The sequence below is a fragment of the Micromonospora sp. NPDC005163 genome, assembly GCF_053599835.1.
On record NZ_JBSFYP010000049.1, the window covers coordinates 26,960 to 49,351 of the forward strand.

The following is a 22,392-nucleotide window of genomic DNA, read 5'->3' on the forward strand; positions in this document are numbered from 1 at the left end:
CACCGGATGGATCAGCCGGGCCCGGGCGCGCCGGCGGGCGGGCCCGGCGAGGTCGGGCCGGGTGCGGCCGGCGCCGCCGGGCGGCGGCGACGCAGCAGGAACACGCCCACCGCGGCGAGCAGCAGCAGGAGGAGCAACCCGCCGACGATCAGCAGCCAGGGGAACCCGCCTCCGTCGGCGGCGGCGACCGGCGAGGCCGACGGTCGGGGCGGCGCCTCGGCGACGGCCCGCAGCTCGGTCGGCTTGTCCTGGTTGGAGTCCACCTTCCAGCTGACCGACCGGCCGTTGACGGTGCCATTGGAATCGATCACCCGGCCGGGAAATGTCACCGAGATCTCGAACGACATCAACTTGAGGAAAGCCTGTTGCTGTTGCGGATTCTGCTCGGCCATTTTTCCGCCGTACTTCTTCGGGTCGAGCGGCAACGTGAATCGGTAGAAATCGCCGTCCCGGACCAGTTTGACGCTCTCGCTGTCGAAGGTCGCCAGCGGCGCCTTGCGGTAACTGATCTGGGTGCCGAAGAGATTGCTGTCCTCGTAGCCGGACTCCTCGCCGGGCGGCAGCGCGGGGATGTTCTGGCGCAACTCGGCGATGGCCGCCGGCATGGTCTTGTTCCAGGCGACCAGCCGGGACCTGTGAGCAGTCAGCAGCAGCTGCCCGTCGACTGTGTCGTCGGTGTTGACGGTGAGCCCCATGTTGAGTTGAGCGGCCCAGAATCGGGTGAACACGGGTCGTTCTAGTCCCGGAAATACTGGTAGAACGATATCGGGCGTTGGCGGTGCGTGCCGGACGAGGTCACTGCGCCCTCGACCGTCCTGAATGCAGCCGCTCAGAACGGCGAGAAGGAGGAGACACACCGCGACGCGGAGTGCCTTACCGCGGTTGACTCTCCTGTTCATGCGCTCAGTGTGTGTGATCGCGTTCACCATGAGCAGTCAGCGATCAGTCACAACGCAGTCGCCGATATTACCGGCGTGCTGTCATGTTCGGCCGAGGCCGGCGGCGGCAGAAATGATTACCCTGGAGTTTTGGGCCCATCGCGGTTTTCACGCCGGAGATCCCTCTGTGGGGGAGGCCGGCCGGGGCCGGGGTGCGACAGGCTGGGTGCCCCGTCGACCGGACCCGGGAGCACCACGATGACGCCAGCCCAGCGCCACACCCCGAAGATCGAGCTGCATGTCCACCTGGAGCCCATCGTGGACGCCGAGGAGCGGCTCGGGCTGGCCGGCTGGGCGGACGTGCTCGCCCACCGACGACCCGGCCATCTTCGACATCATCCTGGCCGACGAGTACGCCTTCGCCGGGCGGCTCGGCGTGGACGCCGCGACCGCGTACGCCTCGGCCTGCGCGGAATGCTCGGCGATGCCGCCACCCGCGCGGCTGGTGGCGGTGGGGGAGCGGGCCTACGGGACTCGTCCCGGCGCTACAACCGGTCGCGAAGGCCGTCGATGATCGGACACCTTCCACCGCGCGAGCGCCTACCCGACAGGGCCACCGGCCCGGGTCTACGCTGACTGGATGACGGTGGTCGCGTGCGTGCTGCTGGTGGATCCCGACGGGCAACTGTTGCTGCAACTGCGCGACGGCAACGCCCGCTACCACCCCAACGTGTGGGGGTTGCCCGGCGGGCATGGCGAGGCGGGGGAGACGCCGGAGCAGACCGCCGAGCGGGAGCTGTGGGAGGAGACCGGCCTGCGCGCAGACGGGCCGCTGCGCCCGTTCGCGGTGCAGCCGCTGCCGGAGCTGGAGCGGGTCAAGCACTACTTCATCGGCGGCACCCGGGCCCGGCAGGAGGACGTGGTGCTCGGCGAGGGGGCAGCGATGGTCTTCGTGCCCCGCGACGAGGTGCTCGACGGCCGTCCCTACACACCGGGCACCGTCGAGGTGCTGACCCGGTTCCTCGCCTCACCCAAGTACGCGGGCGCGGCCACCGCCGGCTGAAACGACCGCCGGGACCGGTTCAGCCCCCTGGAGGCCGCCAGTCGGCGTACCGGGCCATGCCCCGAAGTGCCGCCCGGGCCGGGGTGAGCCGCAACGCGGCGTCCCGCACCGCCACGGCGAGGGGGTTGCGGAGCTGCTGGCCGTACCGGCCGGCGCGGAAGGCGGCCCGGGCGATGGCCTGGCTACGGGGACGACGCTGCCGGTCGTACGCCGCCAGGGCGGCCGGCAGCCCCTCGGCGCCGCCGGCGCAGACCGCACCGAGCACGACCGCGTCCTCGATCGCCTGGCCGGCGCCCTGCCCGAGGTTGGGCGTCATCGGGTGGGCGGCGTCGCCGAGCAGCGCCACCCGCCCCCGCACGTACGAGGGCAGCGGTGTGGCCAGGTGGTGGATGTCGTTGCGCAGCACGACCCCGGGTGGGGTGGCCGCCAGCAGCGCTGGGATGGGCGCGTGCCAGTCGCCGAAGCGTTCCCGGACGACCGCCAACTCGTCCGGGGCGTGGCCGCCGGGCGGGGCGGTGAGCGCGGCGTACCAGTAGACCTGGCCGGCGCCGAGCGGCACCATCCCGAACTCGGCCGCCGGGCCCCAACTGATCGCCGCCGGGACGGGGTCGGGGAACGCGATGGCGGCCCGCCAGGCCGTCGAGCCCGCGTACACCGGGGCGGGGTGTTGCGGCCAGAGCTGAGCGCGCAGCCGGCTGCGCAGGCCGTCGGCGCCGACCACCAGGTCGGCGGCGAGCGTCTGCAGGCCGGCGGGCCCTTGGTAGCGCACCTCGGCGCGGTCCGGGCCGGGCTCGACGTGCTCCACCTCCGCCCGGGTCAACAGCGACGAGGCCGGCAGCGCCTCGCGCAGGATGCGGTGCAGGGTGGCCCGGTGTACGCCGAGCGCCGTGGTGCCCAGCTGGCGGGTCATCTCCGCCGCGTCCACCCGGGACAGCCACCGGCCGTGCCGGTCGCGGATGCCGCCGGGCGCCTCGGCGTGCTCGCCACGGCGCAGGGCCGGGCCGAGGCCGAGTGCGTCCAGCGCGCGCAGCGCGTTCGCCATCAGGGTCAGCCCGGCGCCGACCTCGCGCAGCTCGGCGGCGCGCTCGAGGACGGTGACCCGCCATCCGTGCCGGTGCAGGGCGAGCGCCGCGCTGAGCCCGCCGATCCCGGCGCCGACCACCACCGCGTGCGGGTCGTCCATGTCGACCACCTTTCTACAGTTGTAGAAGAGTGATACTACCTGCGGACCACCGGAAGGGGGAGGTGCGTGACGGCCCGGACGAACCGGATCGCGCTGCTGGCCGACGCGGCCATCGAGCTGATCGCCGACGGCGGCATGCGAGCGCTGACGCACCGGGCGGTGGACGGTCGCGCCGACATGCCGCCCGGCACCACGTCCGCGTACCTGCGGACCCGGCAGGCGCTGATCGAGGCGGTGGTGGGACGGCTCGCCGAACGGGACCGGGCCGACCTGGAGGTGTACGACCTGCCGACCGGCCCGCCACCCCCGACGCCGGGCCCCCGGCTCGACGGTGACGACCTCGACCGGCTCGCCGCCGGCGTCGCCGAGGTGCTCGACCGCTGGCTGAGCACCGGACGCAGCCGGACCCTGGCCCGCTACGCCTGCCTGCTGGAGGCGGTGCACCGCCCCGAGCTGCGCGGCATCCTGCACCACGGCACCGGCCTGCGGGTCCAGGCCCGCGACCTGCTGACCCGGGCCGGCGCCCCCGACCCCCAGCGGCAGGGCGACCAGTTCGTCGCGTTCGTGGACGGGCTGCTCTTCGACCGGCTGGTCGGCGCCGGCGCGCTCACCGCCCCGGCGCCCGGCAGCCCGGCCAGCCGGGCCGACCTGACCGCCGCCGTTCGCACCCTGCTGCACGCCCTGACCGGCAGCTGACCCCGCTGGCGCGATCAGCCGGCGGTGGCGCCGATCCGGTGCTGGCTCGGGCTGATCCCGCGGACCCGACGAAACGCGGTGCTCAGGGCGTACGGGGTGGCGTAGCCGACCCGCCGGGCCACCGCGCCCAGCGTGGCGTCGGGCTCGCGCAGCAGATCCGCGGCGAGCGTCAGCCGCCACCCGGTCAGGTACGCCATCGGCGGCTCACCGACCAGCTCGGTGAACCGGCGGGCCAGCACCGCCCGGGAGACGCCCACCTCGGCGGCGAGCGCGGCGACCGTCCACCCTCGGGCGGCGTCGTTCTCCAGCAGCCGCATGGCCGGGCCGACCACCGGGTCGCCGGCCGCCCGGTACCAGCCGGGCGCCGCGTCGCCGCGGCCGAACCAGGTACGCAACGCGCCGATCAGCAGCAGGTCCAGCAGCCGGTCCAGCACCGCCGCCTGGCCGGGGGCGTCCCGGGTCACCTCCTGCGCCAGCAGCGGGACCAGCGGACTGCGCCACTCGTCGGCGGGGACCACCAGCAGCGGTGGCAGCGCGCTGAGCAGCCGTCGGCTCACCTCGCCGGGCAACTGGTACGTGCCGGTCAGCAGCACCGTCGATCCGCGTGGGCCGGTGCCCCAGGTGCGTACGCCCAGCGCCATCGACTCGGTCAGCGGCTCGCCGCGCAGGGTGGTGCAGCGCTGACCGGGGTGGATCACCACCTGCGGTGGGGTGGCCGGGTCGTCGGCGACGAGGTAACCGTCCGGCCCGCGCAGCACCGCCACGTCGCCGGGGCGCAGCGCCGCCGCGGCGGCGTCGTCGGGTACGAGCCAGGCGGTGCCGCTGACCAGCGCCACGACGGTGAGCGGCGCCCGGTCCTCGATCCGTAGCGCGTACGGCGGGTCGAGCACCGAGCGGAGTAGGAAGGCGCCCCGGGCCCGGGGACCGTCGAGCAGCCCGGTGAGGGGGTCCATGGCGCGATGGTAGACGATCGCGAGGGGCGCTCCGGCGGCCGCCAGACGCCGGCGCGGTGCCGGTGACCGGGTGCGGGAGGTGGGCGAAGGTGCGGTTCGGGGGGCTGCGGGTCGCCGGGGACCGGCTGCGGCGGGACTGGCGGCCGGTGCTGGAGACGACCGTCGCGGCGACCGTGGCCTGGCTGCTCGCCACCCGGCTGGTCGGGCACCCGCAGCCATTCTTCGCTCCGGCGGCGGCGCTCATCGTCCTCGGCCAGGCCCGGGGACAACGGATCCGGCGGGCCGTCGAGGTCGTCCTCGGTGTCGCCGCCGGGGTGCTGGTCGCGGATCTGGTGGTGCAGGCGCTGGGCCCGGGCACCACCTGGACGGTGTTCACCGTCATCCTGCTCACCATCCTGCTCTCGGCGGCCCTCGGCGCCACCGGTGTGACGTTGGTGCAGGCCGCGGTCTCGGCGCTCTACCTGGTGGTGGTCGCACCGCCGGACGGGTCGCTGGTGCCGTTCCGCTTCGTCGACGCGCTGATCGGCGGCGCGGTCGCGCTCGCCGTCAGCCTGCTGGTCGACGCCCGGCACCCGCTGGCCCCGCTGGTCGCCGAGGTGCGGCGGACCTTCGACGAACTGGCCGGGCTGCTGGACGGGATCGCCGACGCGCTGGATCGTCGCGACGAGCCCGGCGCGGTCGCCGCGCTGGTCCGGGCGCGGGGCATGGACGCCCGGGTCGACGGGTTGCGCGACGGGGTGCTCGCGGCCGGCGAGGCGCTGCGGCTCAACGTGCGCCGGCGCCGGCACATCGGCCGGCTGCGGTCGGTGGACGAGTCGATCCGGCAGATTGACTACGCGGTACGCAACGTCCGCGTGCTGGCCCGCGCCGGGGTGACGCTCAGCCGGCTGCAGTCCCCGGCGCCGCCCGAGCTGGGCGTGGCGCTACGTGCGCTGGCCGAGGCGGTCCGGGAGGCCGGAGCGGCCCTCGCCGCCGACCTGGACGGGCGGGACGAGGCAGCCGACCGGCACGCCAGCCGGGCGGACGAGTCGGCGCTGGCCGCGGTGCGCACCGTCGGACAGCTCTTCGGTCCGACCCAGACCCTCCCACTCGCCATGATCATCGGCCAGGTCCGGGCCACGGCCATCGACCTGTTGCGCGGCGTCAACCCCGACGACGACGTCGCCGTCCTCACCCGGGTGGACGACGCCCTCGGTCTTCCCCCGGTCTGACCCGCACCCGAGCGGTCGGGGTCAGGTGGTCAGCCAGGTGGTGGCGGACCGCCGGATCGACGTGGGCAGTTCGTGGCCGCCGGGGAACTCCTCGTAGGTGACCTCGTAGCCCAGGTCGTGCAGGTGCGGGACGAGCCGGCGGCTGCACATGTCGATCGGCAGGACGCGGTCGTCCACCCCGTGCGCGACGAAGATCCGCGGCCGGCCGTGCGTGGCCGGCGGCGCGGCGAAACCGGGGGAGAAGGCCAGCACCGCGTCGACCAGGTCGCCGTTGGTCAGGCCCAGCGAGAGCGCGTACGAGGCGCCGTCGGAGAACCCGCCGAACGTCACGTCGCGCACCGGGTAGCCGTCGAAGACGCTGGCCAGCAGCTCGTCGATGCGCCGCACGTCCACCCCGAAGCCCCCGGCTATCAGGTCCCAGCTGCTGGCGGCCGCCTGCGGGGCGACCAGCAGCAGGTGGTGCGCGTCCGCGACCGGCAGCAGCAGGTCCAGCCCCTGCCGCGCGGAGCCGCCCGCCCCGTGCAGCAGCACCACCAGCCGGTACGCGGCGTCGTCGGCGGCGGGCTCCGGGGCGTACACCATCGCCAACAGCCCACCGCCGGGGGCGCTCAGCGGCACCAGCCCGGCGGGCGCCGGCGCCACCGGCGGGTGGGCGCGGGCGGTCAACCGGCCGGGGCGGGAAACGCCCGCCGGCTCCTGCCGCGGCGGCCTGAGTTCGGACACGGGTCACCGTTCCTCGCTGTCGGCGGGGTGTGCGCCGCGGTTACCCGGCCCGCCACCGGTTAACCGCCCGCAGTGGGTCAGGTGCCGCCGGCGCGAAGGGCCTGGATCGGGTCAGGCGCTGTCGCGGGCCACCAGGGCGGACGGGAAGAGGGTCACCGGCGCGGTCGGACGACGGTCCAGCACGGCCGTGGCCGCGGCGGTGGCGATCCGGCCCACCGGGTGGCTCGCGGTCGTCAGCGCGGGGGCGGTCATCCCGGCCAGTGGGATGTCGTCGAAGCCGGCCACCGCGACGTCGCCCGGCACCCGCACCCCACCCTCGCGCAGCGCCGCGATCACCCCGAACGCGGTCTCGTCGCTGATCGCGTACACGGCGTCGAGGTCCGGCCAGCGCCGCAACGCCTCGTCGGCCGCCGCCCGGCCGCGCGCCGCGGTGAAGTCACCGGGCAGCACCCGCTCCGGCAGCCCCGCCTGGCGCATCAGCCGGCGGTACGCCTGCACCGGCCGCTGCGAGCACGGCAGCCACCGGGGGCCGGCCACCATGGCGATCCGGCGGCGACCGCCGGCGTACAGGTGGCGCAGCACCTCCTCGGCGCCGGCGGCGTTGTCGACGTCGAACGACGGGACGGTGGCCGAGCCGATGCCGATCGAGGCCACCCGGCCGCGCAGCGACCGGGGCACGGCGTCCAGCAGATCCTCGGTGGTGTTCACCAGCACCACCCCGCACACGCTGCCGTCGCCGGCGAGCTGGTCCAGGCTGTTCGGCTCGCCCAGCGGCAGCCAGTGCAGCGCCACCCCGATGGCGGCCGGCGCGCAGACCCGGGCCGCCGAGCCGACCACCCGGTGCACGTACGGGTCGTCCAGCACCGCCGCGCTGGGCCCGGCGACCGCCACCACCAGCCGTACGCCCCCGCCGCGGACCAGTGCCCGGGCGGCCGGGTTGGGCACGTAGCCGAGCTGGTCGGCGGCCGCGGCGACCCGCTCCCGGGCGGACGGCGAGGCGAACCCGGTCCCGGCGATCACCCGCGACGCCGTGGACCGGGACACCCCGGCGGCCCGCGCGACGTCCTCCAGCGTGCCCGGCCGGTGCGCGGCTGCCGTCATGGTTTCCTCCCCCGACCAGCCGTCCGGCGGACGGACGCCTGCCCGGCATCATGCCCCGGCTGGGCCACCGGCGGTAAGGGCGGTCACCCCGGTTGTGGTGGAAGCGCTCTCAGGTGTGCGATCGTGCCAGGAGATCACCCCGAGAAAGAGGAACCGTCCCCGTGAGCGCCGCCACCAGTCCGCCCGTCCCCCCGGCCACCGCCCCGGCGCCCTCCCGGGCCGTGCGGACCGCCCGCAACGGCGTGGCCGTCGTCTTCACCCTCAACGGGCTGGCGGTCGGCAGCTGGTTCTCCCGGGTGCCGGCGGTCCGCGAGGCGCTGGACCTCTCCGCCGGCCGGCTCGGCCTGCTGCTGCTCGCGATGAGCATCGGCGCGCTGCTCGCCATGCCCACCTCCGGCCTGCTCGCCCAGCGCCTCGGCGCGGCCCGCACCGTGACGCTGGCCACCGTGCTGGTCGCGGTCGGCCTGACCGTCGCCGGGCTGGGTGCCACGGTGGCCGGTTCGGTCGTCGTCGTCGCGGTGGGCCTGGCCGCGTTCGGCTACGGCTCCGGCGCCTGCGACGTGGCGATGAACGTCGAGGGTGCGGCGGTGGAGCGGCGCCTGGGGCGTACCGTCATGCCCCGCTTCCACGCGGCGTGGAGCCTCGGATCGGTGGCGGGCGCGGCACTCGGGGCCGGGGCGGCCCGGTTCGACCTGCCCGTCGGCGCGCATCTCGCCGGTGTGGCGGTGGTGGTGCTGGCCGGCACCGTGCTCGGCGCCCGGTCGTTCCTGCCCCAGCCGGTCGTCGACGAGGCGCAGGGTACGGCGGACGCCAGCCCGCGCGCTCGCCGCCGCGCCCAGCTCGCCGCCTGGCGGGAGCCGCGCACCCTGCTGATCGGGCTCTTCGTGCTGGTGGCGGCGTTCACCGAGGGCAGCGCCAACGACTGGCTGGCAGTGGCCTTCGTCGACGGCCGGGACCTGAGCGAGGCGGCCGGCGCGGTGGTCTTCGGCGTCTTCGTCGTCGGCATGACCCTCGGTCGCACCGCCGGCACGGTCGCGCTGGACCGGTGGGGTCGCGTGCCGGTGCTCACCAGCACCGTCCTGCTCGCCGCGTTTGGCGCGGGCCTGGCCGTGCTGGCCGGCTCGGGGCCGGTCGCCATCGTCGGCGTCGCGCTCTGGGGACTCGGCGCGTCGCTGGGCTTCCCGGTCGGGATGAGCGCGGCGGCCGACGAGGAGGCGCACGCGCCCGTCCGGGTGAGCGTGGTCGCGGTGATCGGCTACACCGCGTTCCTGGGTGGGCCACCGCTGCTGGGGCTGCTCGGCGACCGGGTCGGCATCCTGCAGGCGCTGCTGGTGGTGCCGTTGCTGCTGCTGCCGACCCTGGCGCTGGTGCCGGTGCTGCGCCCGCCGGGCGCCGCCGGACCGACCTCGCCAGCACAGAAAATCTAACCCGGAACGCCGCCGAGCGGTATCGGGCGCATGGCCGACTGCGCCGCGCGCCCCGGCTGGCTACGGTCGCCCGATGCCAACCGACTTGATCACCGCCGCCGCGGCGGGCAGCTGGACCCTGGGCGACCGCGCCGTGCACCGGATGGGCTTCGGCTCCATGCGGATCACCGCGAACCCGAACCGCGGCCGAGCGATCGCGCTGCTGCGCCGCGCCGTGGAGCTGGGCGTCAACCACATCGACACCGCCGCCTTCTATGTCTCGCCCGGCGGGACCCTGGGGGTTGGCACCGGCCCGGCGCGCTACGCGACCGAGCTGATCCGGGCGGCGCTCGCCCCGTACCCCGAGGATCTGGTGATCACCACCAAGGTCGGCTTCGGGTACGACCCGGTGGGCGGCTTCACCGAGGCGGTCACCCCGGCGCGGTTGCGGGCCCAGGTGGAGGAGAACCTGCGCCGGCTCGGCCTCGACCGCCTGGACGTGGTGAACCTGCGGCTCGGCCGGGGACCGGGCCCGGTGCCGCTGGCCGAGCGTTTCGGCGCCCTGGCCGAGCTGCGCGCCGCCGGGCTGATCCGGCACCTCGGGCTCTCCAACGTCCGGCCCGGGCAGTTGGAGGAGGTGGCGGACATCGCGCCGGTGGTCTGCGTGCAGAACAACTACGGGGTGGACGCCTACCGGGAACAGGACGAGTTCGTCAGGTCCTGCGGCGAGCGGGGGATCGCCTACGTGCCGTTCTTCGCGTTGGCCGGCACCGGCCGGGAGGCGGGCGCGAGCGCCGAGCAGGGCGAGGCCGTGCACGCCGTCGCCCGGGCCCACGGCGTCACCCCGCACCAGGTACGCCTGGCCTGGACCCTGCACCAGGGGCCGCACGTGCTGGCCATTCCCGGCACCGGCGACCCGGCGCACCTCACGGCGAACGTGGCGGCCGCCGCCCTCCACCTGACCCCCGAAGACCTGACCCTGCTCGGCTGACCCCGCCGTCTTCCATGATCACCGGGGGGTGGGGGAGGGGTGGGTCAGTCGCGGAGCCAGACTCGGAGGGGGCCCTGTTGGGTGAAGCCCGCTGTCAGGGCGGGGGTCAGGTCAGGGCCGGATTCGTAGCCGACCAGTGGTACCCGGGGCACGGTGGCGAGGACGCCGTGCCAGATCTCGCGGGGGTCCACCGTGTGGGAGAACAGGTTGGAGACCCCGTACGCGCTGTCGCCGCTGACCACCGCGCCGCCCAGAACCGTGCCCCGGTCGTCGTACCGGGCCAGTATCCGTACCCCGGGGTCGGCCAGCAGTGCCGGCCGGAACAGCGACCCGCCGCCGTGCGCCGCCGCCCAGACGGCGAGTTCCGTCGGCGTGGTGACCGGGGTCAGCGGAGCGCCGGTGGGCGGATCCAGCGGTGGTCGGTGGATCCACTGTGCGTCGAAGAGCACCCGGAAGCCGTACCGGGACAGATCGAGGTCGGCGAAGCTGTCCTTCACCGAGGCGCCGGGCCTGGCGTCGATCCGGGCCAGCAGGGCATCGACGTCGACGCCGGGGCGCAGCGTGACCGCGTCCGGGTACCAGGTTGGGGAGCGGCGGCGGACCGACCAGGCGTCCGCGTCGGTCCGGCCGGCCAGCCCGTGGCTGCCGCAGACCACGTCGCACCATTCGGCGTTGTTACGGGCCGCCGCCTCCCGCACGTCCTTGGGCACGTCCCGCAGCCTAGGGGGCGACGTGTCTAGGGCAGCCGGTCGGTGTAGACCAGATCCATCGTGTCGGTGTGCCCGGACCAGCGGAGTTCGAGTTTCCAGCAACCCGCGTGCGGCATGTCGATGATCGACGGACCCGGACCGCCGGCGACCTCGCGGGTCACCCTGGTGTCGGTGCCGTACAGCGTCGCGGTGATCGCCAGGGCCTTCGGCGACGTCGTCTCGGACGATGTCGAGGCAGGGCGGGAGACCCAGAGGATCTTGTTGTTCGACCCGTCCTGTCTGACCTGAGCGAGCGGGTGAGCGAACAGCACCGCCACGATGTCGCCCTTCGCGCCGAAGACGTGCGGGACCCGGGCGTCCCCGCTGAACCCGGCGTCCGCCCAGTCGGGCAGGGACCCCGTCTCGATCCGCGGGCCGCAACCCGTCGCTGCGGTCGCGGAGGTCGTGCTGGTCGGCGCGTCGACCGGCGTGGCCGACCGGCCGGCCGTCGTGCACGCCGTCAGCAGGAGCACCGACCCCATCAGCAACCTGCCCCATGCACCCATCTCGCCCCTTCCGAATACCTGTCGATGAGTCAGAACGTCCTCGCACCATCAAGACACCGGACGCGCCCGCCAAGTTCCCCGTCCGAGCTTTCCTGGGAGTACGCCTAGTCCAGCGATTCGGCGATCTCGATCGCCTCGGCCCTCGTGAGGTCGCCCTCCAGCCGGTAGCTCGCGTCGGCCCCCTGCCAGATCAGGGTCGAGGCGGCGAGCCGGGCGGTCTCCATCCGGACCTGTCCGGTGCGATCCACGTAGGCCAGGACGTGCGGGCCGCCGACCCAGACGGCGAAGTCGCCGTCGACCTGGACCCACTCCGCTCCCGGCCGGCTGGTCTGCTTGTGGAACGCCAGGTCGAGCCGACCATCGAAGGCGTCGATGCGCAGCGCGCCCCCGTGGTAGAGCAGCGTGGCCACCCGGTAGGCGCCCGTGTCGTCGGGATCGGCGACCAGCACCCGCTCGGGCGGACCGAGCTTCGCCGGTAGGCGGATCGGGAAGCGCACCGCCCGTTGCGCCTCATCCAGGGCCGCGGTTCGCTGCGCGGGCAACGGCGACGGGGTGCCGGTGGGCAGCACCGGGTCGGGCGACGTGACAACGGTGACTCCGGCGAAGCGCAGCAGCCCCGCGACGGCGTCGGCGAGGGCCGCCCGTCCCGGTGGCAGCACCGCCACGAGCAGGGCGACGAGCGCCGCCGCCGCGTAGGCGCGCCACCGACGCCGCCGGGACGGGGGCTCGGTGAGCCGAGCGCGTACGCGCGTGGTCACGTCGGGCGCGTCGGGTGTCTCCAGCCAGGTGGAGAGGCCACGCAGCTCCCTCTCGAGGTCATCCACTCCGGACCTCCTCGCGGTCGAGCAAGCCGCGGAGCTTCGCCAATGCCCGGGACGTCCGCGACTTCACCGTGCCCCGCGGCCAGCCCAACGTCGCCACCGTCTCCTCCTCGCTGAGATCGAGGAAGAACCGGCAGACGATCACCTCACGGTCGCGTACCGGCAGTTGGCGCAGAGCGTCCACCAGCACGGCGCGGCGCTCCCCGGCGAGGACCGCGCCGACCGCGTCGTCCTCGGCGATCTCCGAAGCCGGGTTCGCCGCCGCGGCCCGCAGGACGAGGCCGTCGCGGCGGGTGCGTGACCGGTGCAGGTTGCGGGTCTCGTTGGCGACGATCGCCAGCAGCCACGAGCGGAACGACGACTCCGCCCGGTAGCGGGAGAGCTTTCGGTACCCCTTCACGAAGGCCTCCTGGATGACGTCCTCGGAGTCCGAGCCCGCGCCGAGTAGCACCGCCGTCCGGTACGCGGACGCGGTGTGCCGGGCGACCAGGAGGTCGTACGCCTCCAGGTCACCTGCCCGAGCGCGGGTGACGAGCACGTCGTCGTCCAGGGGTACCTCCGGTTGGGTCACCTTCATGACACCGCTCACGCGCTGCGGGTTCCAGCCGCGGCTCGGTCAGCCCACTCTCACCCGGCGTGCAGCGTATTGCCAGGAAACGGTGGTGCACTGGATGGGCGTCGAGGAGAGGGGTCGGTCATGGGCTGGTTCAGTCGGCGGGCCCGGGGCGCCGAGGCGACCCCCACGAAGCTGGACCGGGAGGCGACCCGGGACGACCTCGCCGCGCTCGAGGCGTTCATCGCCAGCCGGCGGGGGGTGGAGTTCTACCTGGAGCCGGAGACCACCGCCACCGACACCACGGTGGTGGCGATCGCACACGACGGCGAGTGGATCCGTCGCCGTACTGGCACCCCGCGTGCGGCGGGCGCCATCGCCCGCAAGCACGCGGTGCCGCTGTACGAGGCGGCCCGCACCGGCTACCCGGAACGGATGCGCACCTGGAGCCGTGCCCACCCGGAACGCCACGCCCGGTGAGCGTGGCCGCGTCCGTCGAGGTGGCCGTGAGCCGCCGTCCCACCGGGCGATCGGGGCAGGCCAGAGGACGTGTGCGCACCCTTTGCTCTGCTTACCCGGGCGCAACGAAAAGGCGTCGTCACTGTTGCGCTGGCTGAAGCAGAGCAAAGGACGCGTCGCATTGACCCGGGGCGTTCCGATGCGGCGTCCGAGCACGCCTCAACCGCCAGATATCGATGAGAGTCATTCGCCTGGCCAGGCCGGGGTCGGCGTTGACCGGCGACGGACGGGTGTGGCAGCATTCGCGGCCTGACGGCAGTGAAGGAAGTCGGTGTGATTCCGACGCGGTCCCGCCACTGTCACCGGGGAGCGATCCCCCCTCGTGAGTCACGGCCGCGTGTCTGCGGTTGGAAGGCCGGGGGAGAGCGTCGATTCGGAAGCCAGGATACTTCGGCCGTCGGGATGTACCCCAGGGCGTGGACACCCGAGGAGGACCCGATGACGCACGGCGTCTCTTTCATTGACGGACACCGTCATGATCCGCTCGGCGGGCGCTCCGCCGCACCCACCGCCGCACCCGGCCCCGGTCGTACCGCCTGATGCCGCAGGGAAAGCCGAGCACGGTGCCCGCCGACGGTTTGACCACCCGGCAGCGACGTCACCGGCCGCTGCTGATGGTCCACACCGGACAGATGAAGGGAAAGTCCACCGCCGCCTTCGGGCTGGCGCTGCGGGCGTGGGCAGCCGGCCTGCCGGTCGGGGTGTTCCAGTTCGTCAAGAGCGCCAAGTGGCGGGTGGGGGAGGAGAACGCCTTCCGGGCCCTCGGCGAGGTGCACGAGCGCACCGGTCACGGCGCGCCGGTGGCGTGGCACAAGATGGGCGAGGGCTGGTCCTGGATCCAGCGTGGCGGCGACGCCGATCACGCCGCGGACGCCCTGGAGGGTTGGCGGCAGATCCAACGCGACCTGGCCGCCGAGCGCTACGGGCTGTATGTGCTGGACGAGTTCACCTACCCGATGACGTGGGGCTGGGTGGACGTCGACGAGGTGGTGGCCACCCTGGCCGACCGTCCCGGCTTCCAACACGTGGTCATCACCGGCCGGGACGCCGACCCGCGCCTGGTGGCCGCCGCCGACCTGGTGGCCGAGCTGACCAAGGTCAAGCACCCGATGGACGCCGGCCAGAAGGGCCAGAAGGGCATCGAGTGGTGAGCGCCGCCGCCGAGTCGTGGCCGCTGCCCCGCCCGATGGGCGACGACCGCGCCGGCCCGGACGGCCGCAGCGGTCTCCGCTGGCCGGGAACGGGTCAGCCGGTCAGGGCCCGGGCGAGGACGTAGCCGACGGTCGCGGCGGCGAGCCCGGCGGTCACACTGCCCAGCACGTTGGCCAGCGCGAGGAGCCGGTTGCCGGTCCTTGTCAGCCGCAGCGTCTCGTAGCTGAAGGTGGAGTAGGTGGTCAGCGCGCCGCAGAAGCCGGTGCCGAGCAGCGCGCTGACCGCCGGGCCGGCCGGCAGCCCGACGAGTACGCCGAGCAGCAGCGATCCGAACACGTTGACGGTCAACGTCCCCCACGGGAACGCCGAGTGGTGCCGGGCCTGCACGGCCCGGTCGGTGAGGTAGCGCAGCGGCGCGCCGACGGCCGCCCCGAGCACGATGAGCAGCACGGTCACCGGACGGCCCGCCCGTCGTCGCGGTCCCGGTCGAGCAGTCGAGCGGCGGCGGCGTCACCCAGCCACACCGCGACCAGGGCGCCGAGCACCGTCGCGGCCAGGTACGCCAGCGCGGTGACCGGGGCGCCCGCGACCACCGCCTGCTGCACGTCCACGGCGTAGGTGGAGAAGGTGGTGAACCCGCCGAGCACCCCGACCCCGAGGAACGGGCGGACCAGCGGTCGACCGCCGCCGACGTGCCCGAGCACCGCCATCAGGACGCCGATCAGCAGGCAGCCGGTCAGGTTGATGCCGAAGGTCGCCCACGGGAAACCGGTCCGCGCGTGGGGGAGGGCGTGTTGCAGGCCGGCCCGGGCCAGCGCGCCGAGCACCCCGCCCGCCGCGATCGCCGCGAGCACCGCCGCGGGATGAGCCTTCAGCTCGCCACGGTCGACGGGGACGCGCAGGTCGACGTCGGGGTCGGTACGCGGGTCGAGCGGTCCGGACATGATGCCTCCCCACCAGCACGGTGTCACTGGCAGGGACCGTTGGCGAGCGGCGTCGCGGTTCTCCCGGTGTCCCCGGGACGGCGGGCCCCACCGCCGGGAGCGCTCCTGCTCCGGCGTCAGCATATCGTCCACCCACCGAGCGCCGGGCCGACCGGCGCGGCAGACGCCGGCCGGCGGGGCTGGTGGGTCAGCGCACCCCGGCGACCGCGGCGTCCGTGCCGCCGCGCCACACCGTGCCGACCTCGCTGAAGCCGGCCGCGGTCAGCGCGGCCAGGTGCCAGGAGGCCGGGGGGTTCCACTCGGGGCTGTGCCCGGTCGGGTAGATGGCGTGCCGCTCGGCGACCAGCGGGGCGAGCACCGGATCGGCGCCGGCCCGGTCCCACCAGTCCGACCACGACAGCACGGACCCGGCGGCGTACCGGGCGGCCCGCCGGTCCCGCGCCCGGTCGAGCAGCCGCTTGGTCAGCTCCGGCAGGGTGTCGTCGGGCATGTGGTCGGCGTTGACGAAGATCCCGCCCGGCCGCAGCAGATCGCGGACCTCGCCGTAGAGCCGGCCGAGCCGCTCGGCCGGCAGCCAGTGCAACGCGGTGGCGGTGAGCACGGCGTCGTACTCGTCGTGAGGCAGGGCGGATCGCCATTCGGGGGCGCCGAGGTCGGCGGTGACGACGGTGGCCCGGTCGTTCAGCGAGGCGCGGGCGATGGCCAGCAGCGCCGGGTCGAGGTCCAGCAGGGTCACCTCGGCGGTGGGGAAACGCGTCAACGCCCGCAGCGAGATGGTGCCGGTGCCGCCGGCCAGGTCGAGCACGCGCGGCGGCCGGCCGTCGCGGACCGCGTCGACGGCGTCGAGCATGGCGGCGAACCGGTGCTCCCGGTCCGGTAGGTACGCCTCCTGCTGGCGGTCCCAGCTCTCCTGCCACGCCGACGGATCCGTGATGTAAGGAGTCATATGGATCAGGCTAGTTACCGAACGAGACACTTGTCCAGACCTTGTTGCACATAACTTGCAATTGCGAGAACATGGCAGAGCGATGATCACAGGGGAGCCGGGTCGGTCATCCGCCCGGCCCGGCTCTCCTCTCGCGCGACTGCCGCCGCGGGTCAGGCCGCGGTCGGTGCCAGGTCCGCGTCGGCCGTCGGCGCCCCGCTGCGGCGGGCCAGCCGGAGCGCCCCGAGTAGGACACCGAGGCCGGCCAGGGTGAGCGCGGCGCCGGCCCAGATCGGTGCGGTGTAGCCGAGCCCGGCGGCGATGGTCACCCCGCCGACCCAGGCGCCCAGCGCGTTGCCGAGGTTGAACGCCGCGATGTTCGCGCCCGACGCGAGGGTGGGCGCCTGGTGCGCGTACCGCATGATCCGCATCTGCAGCGGCGGGACGGTCGCGAAGCCGAACGCGCCCATCAGCACCAGCGAGGCGACGGTCAGCACCGGGCTCGACGCGGTCAGGGCGAACCCGACGAGCACCACGGTGAGTACGGCCAGGACGGTGATCAGGGTGCGCGACAGCGACACGTCCGCCGCCCGGCCGCCGAGGAGGTTTCCGACGAAGAGCCCTACGCCGAAGAGGACCAGCAGCCATGGCACCGCGCTGGTGGCGAAGCCGCTGACCTCGGTGAGCGTGTAGGCGATGTAGGTGAACGCGCCGAACATGCCGCCGAAGCCCAGCACGGTGATCACCAGGGAGAGCCAGACCTGCGGGTGGGTGAAGGCCCGCAGTTCGCCGCGCAGCCCACCGGCCGGGCGTTGGGCGTCGACGGTGCCGCGGCCGGGGATGAGCAGGGCCAGCCCGATCAGCGCGACCACCCCGATGCCGGTGATCGCCCAGAACGTCGAACGCCAGCCGACGTGCTGGCCGAGGAGGGTGCCGAAGGGGACGCCGAGCACGTTCGCGATGGTCAGCCCGGCGAACATCAGCGCGATGGCGCCGGCCCGGCGGGCCGGCGCGACCAGTCCGGCGGCCACCACGGCGCCGATGCCGAAGAACGCGCCGTGGCAGAGCGCGGCGACGATCCGGCCGGCCATCATCACGCCGTAGTCGCCGGCGACCGCGGAGAGCAGGTTGCCGATGATGAAGAGCACCATCAGCCCGAGCAGGACCGGTTTGCGGGGCAGTCGGGTGACCGCGGCGGTGAGGGCCACCCCGCCGACGGCCACGCTGAGGGCGTAGCCGGAGATCAGCCAGCCGGCCACCGGCTCGGTGACCGCGAAGTCGGCGGCCACCTCGGGCAGCAGACCCATGATGACGAATTCGGTGAGCCCGATGCCGAAGGCGCCGAGGGCCAGCGCGATCAGGCCGGGCGGCATGGACGTGGGGCGTACGGGCATGGTCTTCCCATCGGGGAGGGGTCAGATATTCGGCGCGTGCAACTACCCGCGCCAACAACGAGATAGTTGCACGCGCTTCATATAGGCGCAAGCGTGGTAGCCTGGGGCCGGTCAGATCACATCCCAGGAGGCCGTCATGGGCATCGCCGACGACGCGGTCGAGATCCGCGCGCAGGGCTGGCGCACCCTCGCCGCCCTGCACGGGCTGATCGAGACGTCCCTGGAGCGGGCGTTGCAGGCCACCCATGACCTGTCCGTCGTCGAGTACACGGTGCTCGACGCGCTCTCCCGACAGGACGGCTGGCACATGCGGATGAGCCAACTCGCCCGCGCCGCCGCGCTCTCCAGCAGCGCGACCACCCGCCTGGTCACCCGTCTGGAACAGCGCGGCCTGCTCACCCGGATCCTCTGCGCCGACGACCGGCGCGGCATCTACACCGAGCTGACCCCGGCCGGCTCCGAGCTGCTCGCCCACGCCAGACCCACCCACGACGAGGTGCTGACGTCCGCACTGGCCGAAGGGGAGGCCACCCCGGAGCTGGCCCCGCTGGTGGCCGCGCTGCACCGCTTGCCCACCGCCCGCTGACTCCACTCCGGGGCGGCGATGGTCGGCCCACCAGGCCGGGCGTACGGTACCCGGAGCCCGGCCGGGCCCGTCGCACGAAGGAGGCAGGCGATGCAGGATCGCACCCCTCGTCCCGAGGAGCTGGAGCCGATCGAGCGCGCCGGCATCGACGAGCTGCGCGCCCTGCAACGCGAGCGGCTGCGCTGGTCGTTGCGGCACGCGTACGACAACGTGCCGCACTACCGTCGGGCGTTCGACGCGGCCGGGGTGCATCCCGACGACTGCCGCGACCTCGACGACCTGGCCCGTTTCCCGTTCACGGGCAAGGCGGAGCTGCGGGACAACTACCCGTTCGGCATGTTCGCCGTGCCCCGCGAGCGGGTCGCCCGGCTGCACGCCTCCTCCGGCACCACCGGCCGGCCGACTGTGGTCGGCTACACCCGCGACGACCTGCGGACCTGGGCCCGGCTGATGGCCCGGTCGATCCGCGCGTCCGGCGGCCGTCCGGGCGACCGCGTGCACGTTGCGTACGGCTACGGGCTGTTCACCGGCGGGCTCGGCGCGCACTACGGGGCCGAGGAGCTGGGCTGCACCGTCATCCCGGTCTCCGGCGGCATGACCGAACGCCAGGTCATGCTGATCCGCGACTTCGAACCCGAGGTCATCATGGTCACGCCCAGCTACATGCTGGCCATCGTGGACGAGATGCAGCGCCAGGGCCTCGACCCCCGGGCGACCTCGCTGCGGGTGGGCATCTTCGGCGCGGAACCGTGGACCGAGGACATGCGCCGGGAGATGGAGCACCGGCTGGACATCCACGCGGTCGACATCTACGGGCTCTCCGAGGTGATGGGCCCGGGTGTGGCCACCGAGTGCGTCGAGACCAAGGACGGGCTGCACCTCTGGGAGGACCACTTCTATCCGGAGATCATCGACCCGCTCACCGGCGCGGTGCTGCCCGACGGCGAGCAGGGCGAGTTGGTGCTCACCTCGCTGACCAAGGAGGCGATGCCGGTCGTCCGCTACCGGACCCGGGACCTGACCCGGCTGCTGCCCGGCACCGCCCGCCCGATGCGCCGGATCGAGAAGATCACCGGCCGGACGGACGACATGATGATCGTGCGCGGGGTGAACCTCTTCCCGACCCAGATCGAGGAGCTGATCCTGCGGACCCCGCAGCTGTCGCCGCACTTCCAGTGCGTACTCGACCGGCAGGGCCGGCTGGACACCCTGACGGTGCGGGTGGAGCGGCGGGCCGAGGTCGCCGTGGACGCCGCCGAGCGCGCCGGCGCGACCCTGGTGGAGCTGGTGAAGAACACCATCGGGGTGAGCGTGGCGGTCGAGGTGCTCGCCCCGGACGCGGTGGAGCGTTCGGTGGGCAAGATGCGGCGAATCGTCGACCAGCGGCGGGCCGGCTGACGTGGCGGAACAGCGCAACCCGGCGTACGACATGTTCGCCGCCGACGTGGCCTCGCGCGGTCTCGGCATCGAGCTGGTCGAGGCCGGCGACGGCGCGGCGGTGGCCCGGATGCGGGTGACCGAGGGGATGCTCAACGGTCATGCGATCGCCCACGGCGGCTTCGTCTTCCTGTTCGCCGACACCGCGTTCGCGCTGGCCTGCAACAGCCGGGGCCCGGTGACCGTCGCGGCTGGCGGTGAGATCACCTTCGTCCGGCCGGCGGGCGCCGGTGATCTGCTCACCGCCCGCGCCACCGAGCGCACCCGCTACGGCCGCAGCGGCATCTACGACGTCACCGTCACCCGGGACGACGGCGAGGTGGTCGCCGAGTTCCGGGGCCGCAGCCGGACACCGGCGTCGCCACCGTCGACATAGGATCCGCCCATGCGTGTCCTGGTGGTCTCCGCGCCGCTCGTCGGCCACGTCTTCCCGCTGGTGCCGCTCGCCGTCGCGCTGCGCGACGCCGGCCACGACGTGCTGCTGGCGACCGGTGGCGGCGGCCTGGCCGCCGCCGACGCCGGCCTGCCGGTACACGACATCGCGCCGGGCTTCGACTTCGGCCGGATCGCGCTGCGCGTGCTGCCGCGCCACCCGCTCGTCGCCCGCGCCGAGCTGGCCGGCACGGCCGGCACCCGGGGCGCCGGCCTGCTCTTCGGGGCGCTCAACGACCAGCTCACCGACCCGATCGTCGCGCTGGCCACCCGGTGGCGTCCGGATCTGGTGCTGCACGAGCCGTTCGCGGTGGCCGGCGCGGTGGCCGCCGCCCGGCTGGGCGTGCCGGCGGTCCGGCAGGAGAACGCCCTCTTCGACGGACGGGACCTGGTCCGCGCCACCACCGCCCGACTCGGCGCCGCGCTGCGCCGGCACGACCTGACCGAGCTGCCGCCGCCCGCCGCGGCCCTCGCCGTCGCCCCGCCCAGCGTGACCAGGCAGGACGGCTGGCCGATGCGGTACACGTCCTACGTCGGCGGCGGCGAGCTCCCGGCCTGGCTGCGGGAGCCGGGTGAGCGGCCCCGGATCCTGGTCACCCGCAGCACCCTCACCGGCCCCGGCGACCGGGGGCCGATGCCTGCCGTGGTCGCGGCCGCCGCCCGGGTGGACGCCGAAATCGTGCTGGTCCGGCCGGACCCGCGCTCGACCCGTGCGCTGCCCGGCAACGTCCGGGTGGTCGACTGGATCCCGCTCGACGAGGCGCTGCCGGCGAGCGCGGCGCTGGTCCACCACGGCGGGGCGGGCAGCGCGTTCGGCGCTCTCGCCGCCGGCCTGCCGCAGCTGGCCACCGTCGGTCCGGGGGACCGGCGGCACAATGCCGAGCTGGTGGCCCGTCGAGGCGCCGGCCTGGCACTACGCCCCCGCGACATCACCCCGCGGACGCTGACCCGGCTGCTCACCGACGACGGCCTGCGGGCCGCGGCCGGGCAGGTCGGCCGGGAGATCGCCGCGATGCCGCCGCCGTCCGAACTGGTGGCCCGGCTGGCCGCGCTGGTCTGACGGCCGCCCCGCGTGCCCACCTCGTACGGCCGCCCAGCTGGGGCAGGATGACCGGATGCGACACGTCGTGCTGTTCCACTCCGTGTACGGGCTGCGGCCCGCCGTGCGCGCCGCCGCGGACCGGCTGCGTGCCGCCGGGCACCGGGTCGTCACGCCCGACCTCTACGGCGTCCAGGCCACCGACACCGTCGAGGAGGGCTTCGCGCTGCTCGACAAGATCGGCCAGGAGGTGGTGCTCGACCGGGCCCGCGCGGCGCTGCGGGAGCTGCCGGCGGAGACCGTGCTCGCCGGCTTCTCGATGGGCGCCGGCGTGGCCGGGGCGCTGCTGGCCGAGCGCCCCGACACCGCCGGTCTGCTCCTGCTGCACGGCACCGGTGGCGCGCCGGAAGCCGCCCGCGCCGGGCTGCCGGTACAGCTGCACCTCGCCGACCCCGACCCGTACGACGCGCCGGACGAGGTCGACGAGTGGCAACGGGAGATGACCGACGTCGGCGCCGACCTGACGGTGTTCCGCTACCCGGGCGCGGGGCACCTGTTCACCGACCCGGACCTCGCCGAGTACGCCCCGGACGCCGCCGCGGCGACCTGGCCGCGGGTGCTGGCCTTCCTCGCCACGGCCTGAGCGTCGGACCCGTCGGCGCGGCGACCCAGCTGCGCACCTTCGTGGCCAGGGCACTCCCGCTGAGGCACCGTTGCCCAGGTCACCCCAGACGTCGACGGCTGCCGGCGCCGCCGGGCAGGCGGTGTGGCGGCCAGTGGGCGGGCGGCACGACGGTGGTCGTCGGCTGGATCGCGAGGCCTGGCGAGGGCCCTTGCGCAATCGTCGCCAGAACGGTCACGCGGACGCGGCAAGGCCGCCCAGCGGATGGATCAACGGCGGGCGGGGTACGGCGCGCGCCACGCCGGGCGCAGCACGGACGACGGTCAGCGCGCCGCGCCGGCGCGTGGGCCGCAGCCCGGACGACTCGGGTGCGGCGGGTGCCGCGCGGACCGGTGCCAGCGTCCGGCCCACCTCCGGGCTCCGGTCACCACGCGCGATGGAGCGCGGCGTCGGCGCGTTCGCCCGCCCCGCGCGGGCCGGGGCGAGGGCGGCGGCGGATCGGACCGGC

General features: G+C 74.4%; 26 protein-coding genes, 1 pseudogene and 1 riboswitch. Of the genes and pseudogenes, 13 read left to right on the plus strand and 14 right to left on the minus strand.

The features are described from left to right. Positions 1–11: 11 nt before the first annotated feature. Entirely contained in the window at positions 12–728 is a 717-nt protein-coding gene (locus tag ACWD6N_RS27100) for an LppM family (lipo)protein (protein ID WP_387322321.1), read from the minus strand. Positions 729–1,176: 448 nt separating this feature from the next. Here ACWD6N_RS27100 and ACWD6N_RS27105 point away from each other — a divergent pair, with 448 nt between their 5' ends. Next, entirely contained in the window at positions 1,177–1,452 is a 276-nt protein-coding gene (locus ACWD6N_RS27105) for a hypothetical protein (protein ID WP_450005249.1), read from the plus strand. Positions 1,453–1,518: 66 nt separating this feature from the next. Then, entirely contained in the window at positions 1,519–1,941 is a 423-nt protein-coding gene (locus ACWD6N_RS27110) for an NUDIX hydrolase (RefSeq protein ID WP_354962284.1), read from the plus strand. 19 nt (positions 1,942–1,960) lie between these two features. Here the strand turns inward: ACWD6N_RS27110 and ACWD6N_RS27115 are convergent, their stop codons facing one another. After that, the gene (locus ACWD6N_RS27115; protein WP_387322324.1) at positions 1,961–3,124 is read right to left on the minus strand and encodes an FAD-dependent monooxygenase; all 1,164 of its coding nucleotides are present in this window, start codon (positions 3,122–3,124) and stop codon (positions 1,961–1,963) included. Between the two features lie 66 nt (positions 3,125–3,190). On the opposite strand from ACWD6N_RS27115, the gene ACWD6N_RS27120 reads away from it, so the two are divergent. Continuing rightward, positions 3,191–3,820, plus strand: a complete 630-nt coding sequence (locus tag ACWD6N_RS27120; protein WP_354962282.1) for a TetR/AcrR family transcriptional regulator — start codon at positions 3,191–3,193, stop codon at positions 3,818–3,820. 14 nt (positions 3,821–3,834) lie between these two features. Here the strand turns inward: ACWD6N_RS27120 and ACWD6N_RS27125 are convergent, their stop codons facing one another. Then, a complete protein-coding gene (locus ACWD6N_RS27125) occupies positions 3,835–4,773 on the minus strand; it encodes an AraC family transcriptional regulator (protein WP_354962281.1) in 939 nt (312 codons plus the stop codon). Between the two features lie 89 nt (positions 4,774–4,862). Here ACWD6N_RS27125 and ACWD6N_RS27130 point away from each other — a divergent pair, with 89 nt between their 5' ends. Continuing rightward, on the plus strand, positions 4,863–5,984 hold the full coding sequence (locus ACWD6N_RS27130; protein WP_354962280.1) for an FUSC family protein: 1,122 nt from the start codon (positions 4,863–4,865) through the stop codon (positions 5,982–5,984). Between the two features lie 21 nt (positions 5,985–6,005). On the opposite strand, the gene ACWD6N_RS27135 is transcribed toward ACWD6N_RS27130, so the two are convergent. Together ACWD6N_RS27135 and ACWD6N_RS27140 are read right to left on the minus strand one after the other, a co-directional pair. Continuing rightward, positions 6,006–6,707, minus strand: coding sequence for an alpha/beta hydrolase (locus tag ACWD6N_RS27135; protein ID WP_354962279.1), 702 nt, complete (start codon positions 6,705–6,707; stop codon positions 6,006–6,008). A gap of 111 nt (positions 6,708–6,818) precedes the next feature. Then, entirely contained in the window at positions 6,819–7,808 is a 990-nt protein-coding gene (locus ACWD6N_RS27140; RefSeq protein WP_450005250.1) for a LacI family DNA-binding transcriptional regulator, read from the minus strand. 161 nt (positions 7,809–7,969) lie between these two features. On the opposite strand from ACWD6N_RS27140, the gene ACWD6N_RS27145 reads away from it, so the two are divergent. Together ACWD6N_RS27145 and ACWD6N_RS27150 are read left to right on the plus strand one after the other, a co-directional pair. Then, the gene (locus ACWD6N_RS27145; RefSeq protein WP_354962277.1) at positions 7,970–9,235 is read left to right on the plus strand and encodes an MFS transporter; all 1,266 of its coding nucleotides are present in this window, start codon (positions 7,970–7,972) and stop codon (positions 9,233–9,235) included. A gap of 73 nt (positions 9,236–9,308) precedes the next feature. Next, positions 9,309–10,205, plus strand: a complete 897-nt coding sequence (locus ACWD6N_RS27150; protein WP_354962276.1) for an aldo/keto reductase — start codon at positions 9,309–9,311, stop codon at positions 10,203–10,205. A gap of 44 nt (positions 10,206–10,249) precedes the next feature. On the opposite strand, the gene ACWD6N_RS27155 is transcribed toward ACWD6N_RS27150, so the two are convergent. The 4 genes from ACWD6N_RS27155 to ACWD6N_RS27170 all read right to left on the minus strand — a co-directional run bounded on the left by ACWD6N_RS27155 (position 10,250) and on the right by ACWD6N_RS27170 (position 12,852). Further along, complete coding sequence (locus ACWD6N_RS27155) at positions 10,250–10,915, minus strand: hypothetical protein (protein ID WP_450005251.1); 666 nt, start codon at positions 10,913–10,915, stop codon at positions 10,250–10,252. 26 nt (positions 10,916–10,941) lie between these two features. After that, positions 10,942–11,436 carry a hypothetical protein gene (locus ACWD6N_RS27160; RefSeq protein ID WP_354962274.1) on the minus strand — a complete coding sequence of 165 codons (495 nt, stop codon included), beginning with the start codon at positions 11,434–11,436 and terminating at the stop codon, positions 10,942–10,944. Positions 11,437–11,564: 128 nt separating this feature from the next. Further along, a complete protein-coding gene (locus ACWD6N_RS27165; RefSeq protein ID WP_354962273.1) occupies positions 11,565–12,284 on the minus strand; it encodes a hypothetical protein in 720 nt (239 codons plus the stop codon). Beyond that, on the minus strand, positions 12,277–12,852 hold the full coding sequence (locus ACWD6N_RS27170) for an RNA polymerase sigma factor (protein WP_354962272.1): 576 nt from the start codon (positions 12,850–12,852) through the stop codon (positions 12,277–12,279). The genes ACWD6N_RS27165 and ACWD6N_RS27170 overlap by 8 nt, the downstream gene beginning before the upstream one ends. Before the next feature lie 126 nt (positions 12,853–12,978). On the opposite strand from ACWD6N_RS27170, the gene ACWD6N_RS27175 reads away from it, so the two are divergent. Beyond that, the gene (locus ACWD6N_RS27175; RefSeq protein ID WP_074310459.1) at positions 12,979–13,314 is read left to right on the plus strand and encodes a hypothetical protein; all 336 of its coding nucleotides are present in this window, start codon (positions 12,979–12,981) and stop codon (positions 13,312–13,314) included. A gap of 275 nt (positions 13,315–13,589) precedes the next feature. Continuing rightward, positions 13,590–13,766: riboswitch (cobalamin riboswitch) on the plus strand. A gap of 126 nt (positions 13,767–13,892) precedes the next feature. Further along, on the plus strand, positions 13,893–14,504 hold the full coding sequence (cobO, locus tag ACWD6N_RS27180) for a cob(I)yrinic acid a,c-diamide adenosyltransferase (protein WP_354962271.1): 612 nt from the start codon (positions 13,893–13,895) through the stop codon (positions 14,502–14,504). 94 nt (positions 14,505–14,598) lie between these two features. Here cobO and crcB read toward each other — a convergent pair whose 3' ends face one another. From crcB to ACWD6N_RS27200, 4 genes are all read right to left on the minus strand, one after another. Beyond that, the gene (gene crcB / locus ACWD6N_RS27185; RefSeq protein ID WP_354962270.1) at positions 14,599–14,961 is read right to left on the minus strand and encodes a fluoride efflux transporter CrcB; all 363 of its coding nucleotides are present in this window, start codon (positions 14,959–14,961) and stop codon (positions 14,599–14,601) included. Next, entirely contained in the window at positions 14,958–15,449 is a 492-nt protein-coding gene (locus ACWD6N_RS27190) for a fluoride efflux transporter FluC (RefSeq protein ID WP_450005252.1), read from the minus strand. Before ACWD6N_RS27190 ends, crcB begins: the two co-directional genes overlap by 4 nt. 187 nt (positions 15,450–15,636) lie before the next feature. Next, complete coding sequence (locus ACWD6N_RS27195; RefSeq protein ID WP_354962267.1) at positions 15,637–16,395, minus strand: class I SAM-dependent methyltransferase; 759 nt, start codon at positions 16,393–16,395, stop codon at positions 15,637–15,639. 152 nt (positions 16,396–16,547) lie between these two features. Further along, positions 16,548–17,768, minus strand: coding sequence for an MFS transporter (locus ACWD6N_RS27200; protein ID WP_354962266.1), 1,221 nt, complete (start codon positions 17,766–17,768; stop codon positions 16,548–16,550). Between the two features lie 136 nt (positions 17,769–17,904). On the opposite strand from ACWD6N_RS27200, the gene ACWD6N_RS27205 reads away from it, so the two are divergent. The 5 genes from ACWD6N_RS27205 to ACWD6N_RS27225 all read left to right on the plus strand — a co-directional run bounded on the left by ACWD6N_RS27205 (position 17,905) and on the right by ACWD6N_RS27225 (position 21,905). Further along, positions 17,905–18,354 (plus strand): MarR family winged helix-turn-helix transcriptional regulator, encoded by a 450-nt coding sequence (locus ACWD6N_RS27205; protein WP_354962265.1) that lies wholly within the window; start codon positions 17,905–17,907, stop codon positions 18,352–18,354. 90 nt (positions 18,355–18,444) lie between these two features. After that, positions 18,445–19,752, plus strand: a complete 1,308-nt coding sequence (paaK, locus tag ACWD6N_RS27210) for a phenylacetate--CoA ligase PaaK (protein ID WP_354962263.1) — start codon at positions 18,445–18,447, stop codon at positions 19,750–19,752. A gap of 31 nt (positions 19,753–19,783) precedes the next feature. Next, positions 19,784–20,167 (plus strand): hydroxyphenylacetyl-CoA thioesterase PaaI, encoded by a 384-nt coding sequence (gene paaI / locus ACWD6N_RS27215; protein ID WP_354962581.1) that lies wholly within the window; start codon positions 19,784–19,786, stop codon positions 20,165–20,167. Positions 20,168–20,176: 9 nt separating this feature from the next. Further along, positions 20,177–21,283, plus strand: a complete 1,107-nt coding sequence (locus ACWD6N_RS27220) for a nucleotide disphospho-sugar-binding domain-containing protein (protein WP_354962261.1) — start codon at positions 20,177–20,179, stop codon at positions 21,281–21,283. Between the two features lie 55 nt (positions 21,284–21,338). Further along, positions 21,339–21,905: a dienelactone hydrolase family protein gene (locus tag ACWD6N_RS27225; RefSeq protein ID WP_354962260.1), complete on the plus strand. Its 567-nt coding sequence runs from the start codon at positions 21,339–21,341 to the stop codon at positions 21,903–21,905. Between the two features lie 213 nt (positions 21,906–22,118). On the opposite strand, the pseudogene ACWD6N_RS27230 reads toward ACWD6N_RS27225, so the two are convergent. Further along, a pseudogene (locus tag ACWD6N_RS27230) lies at positions 22,119–22,392 on the minus strand (hypothetical protein); the annotation flags it as partial.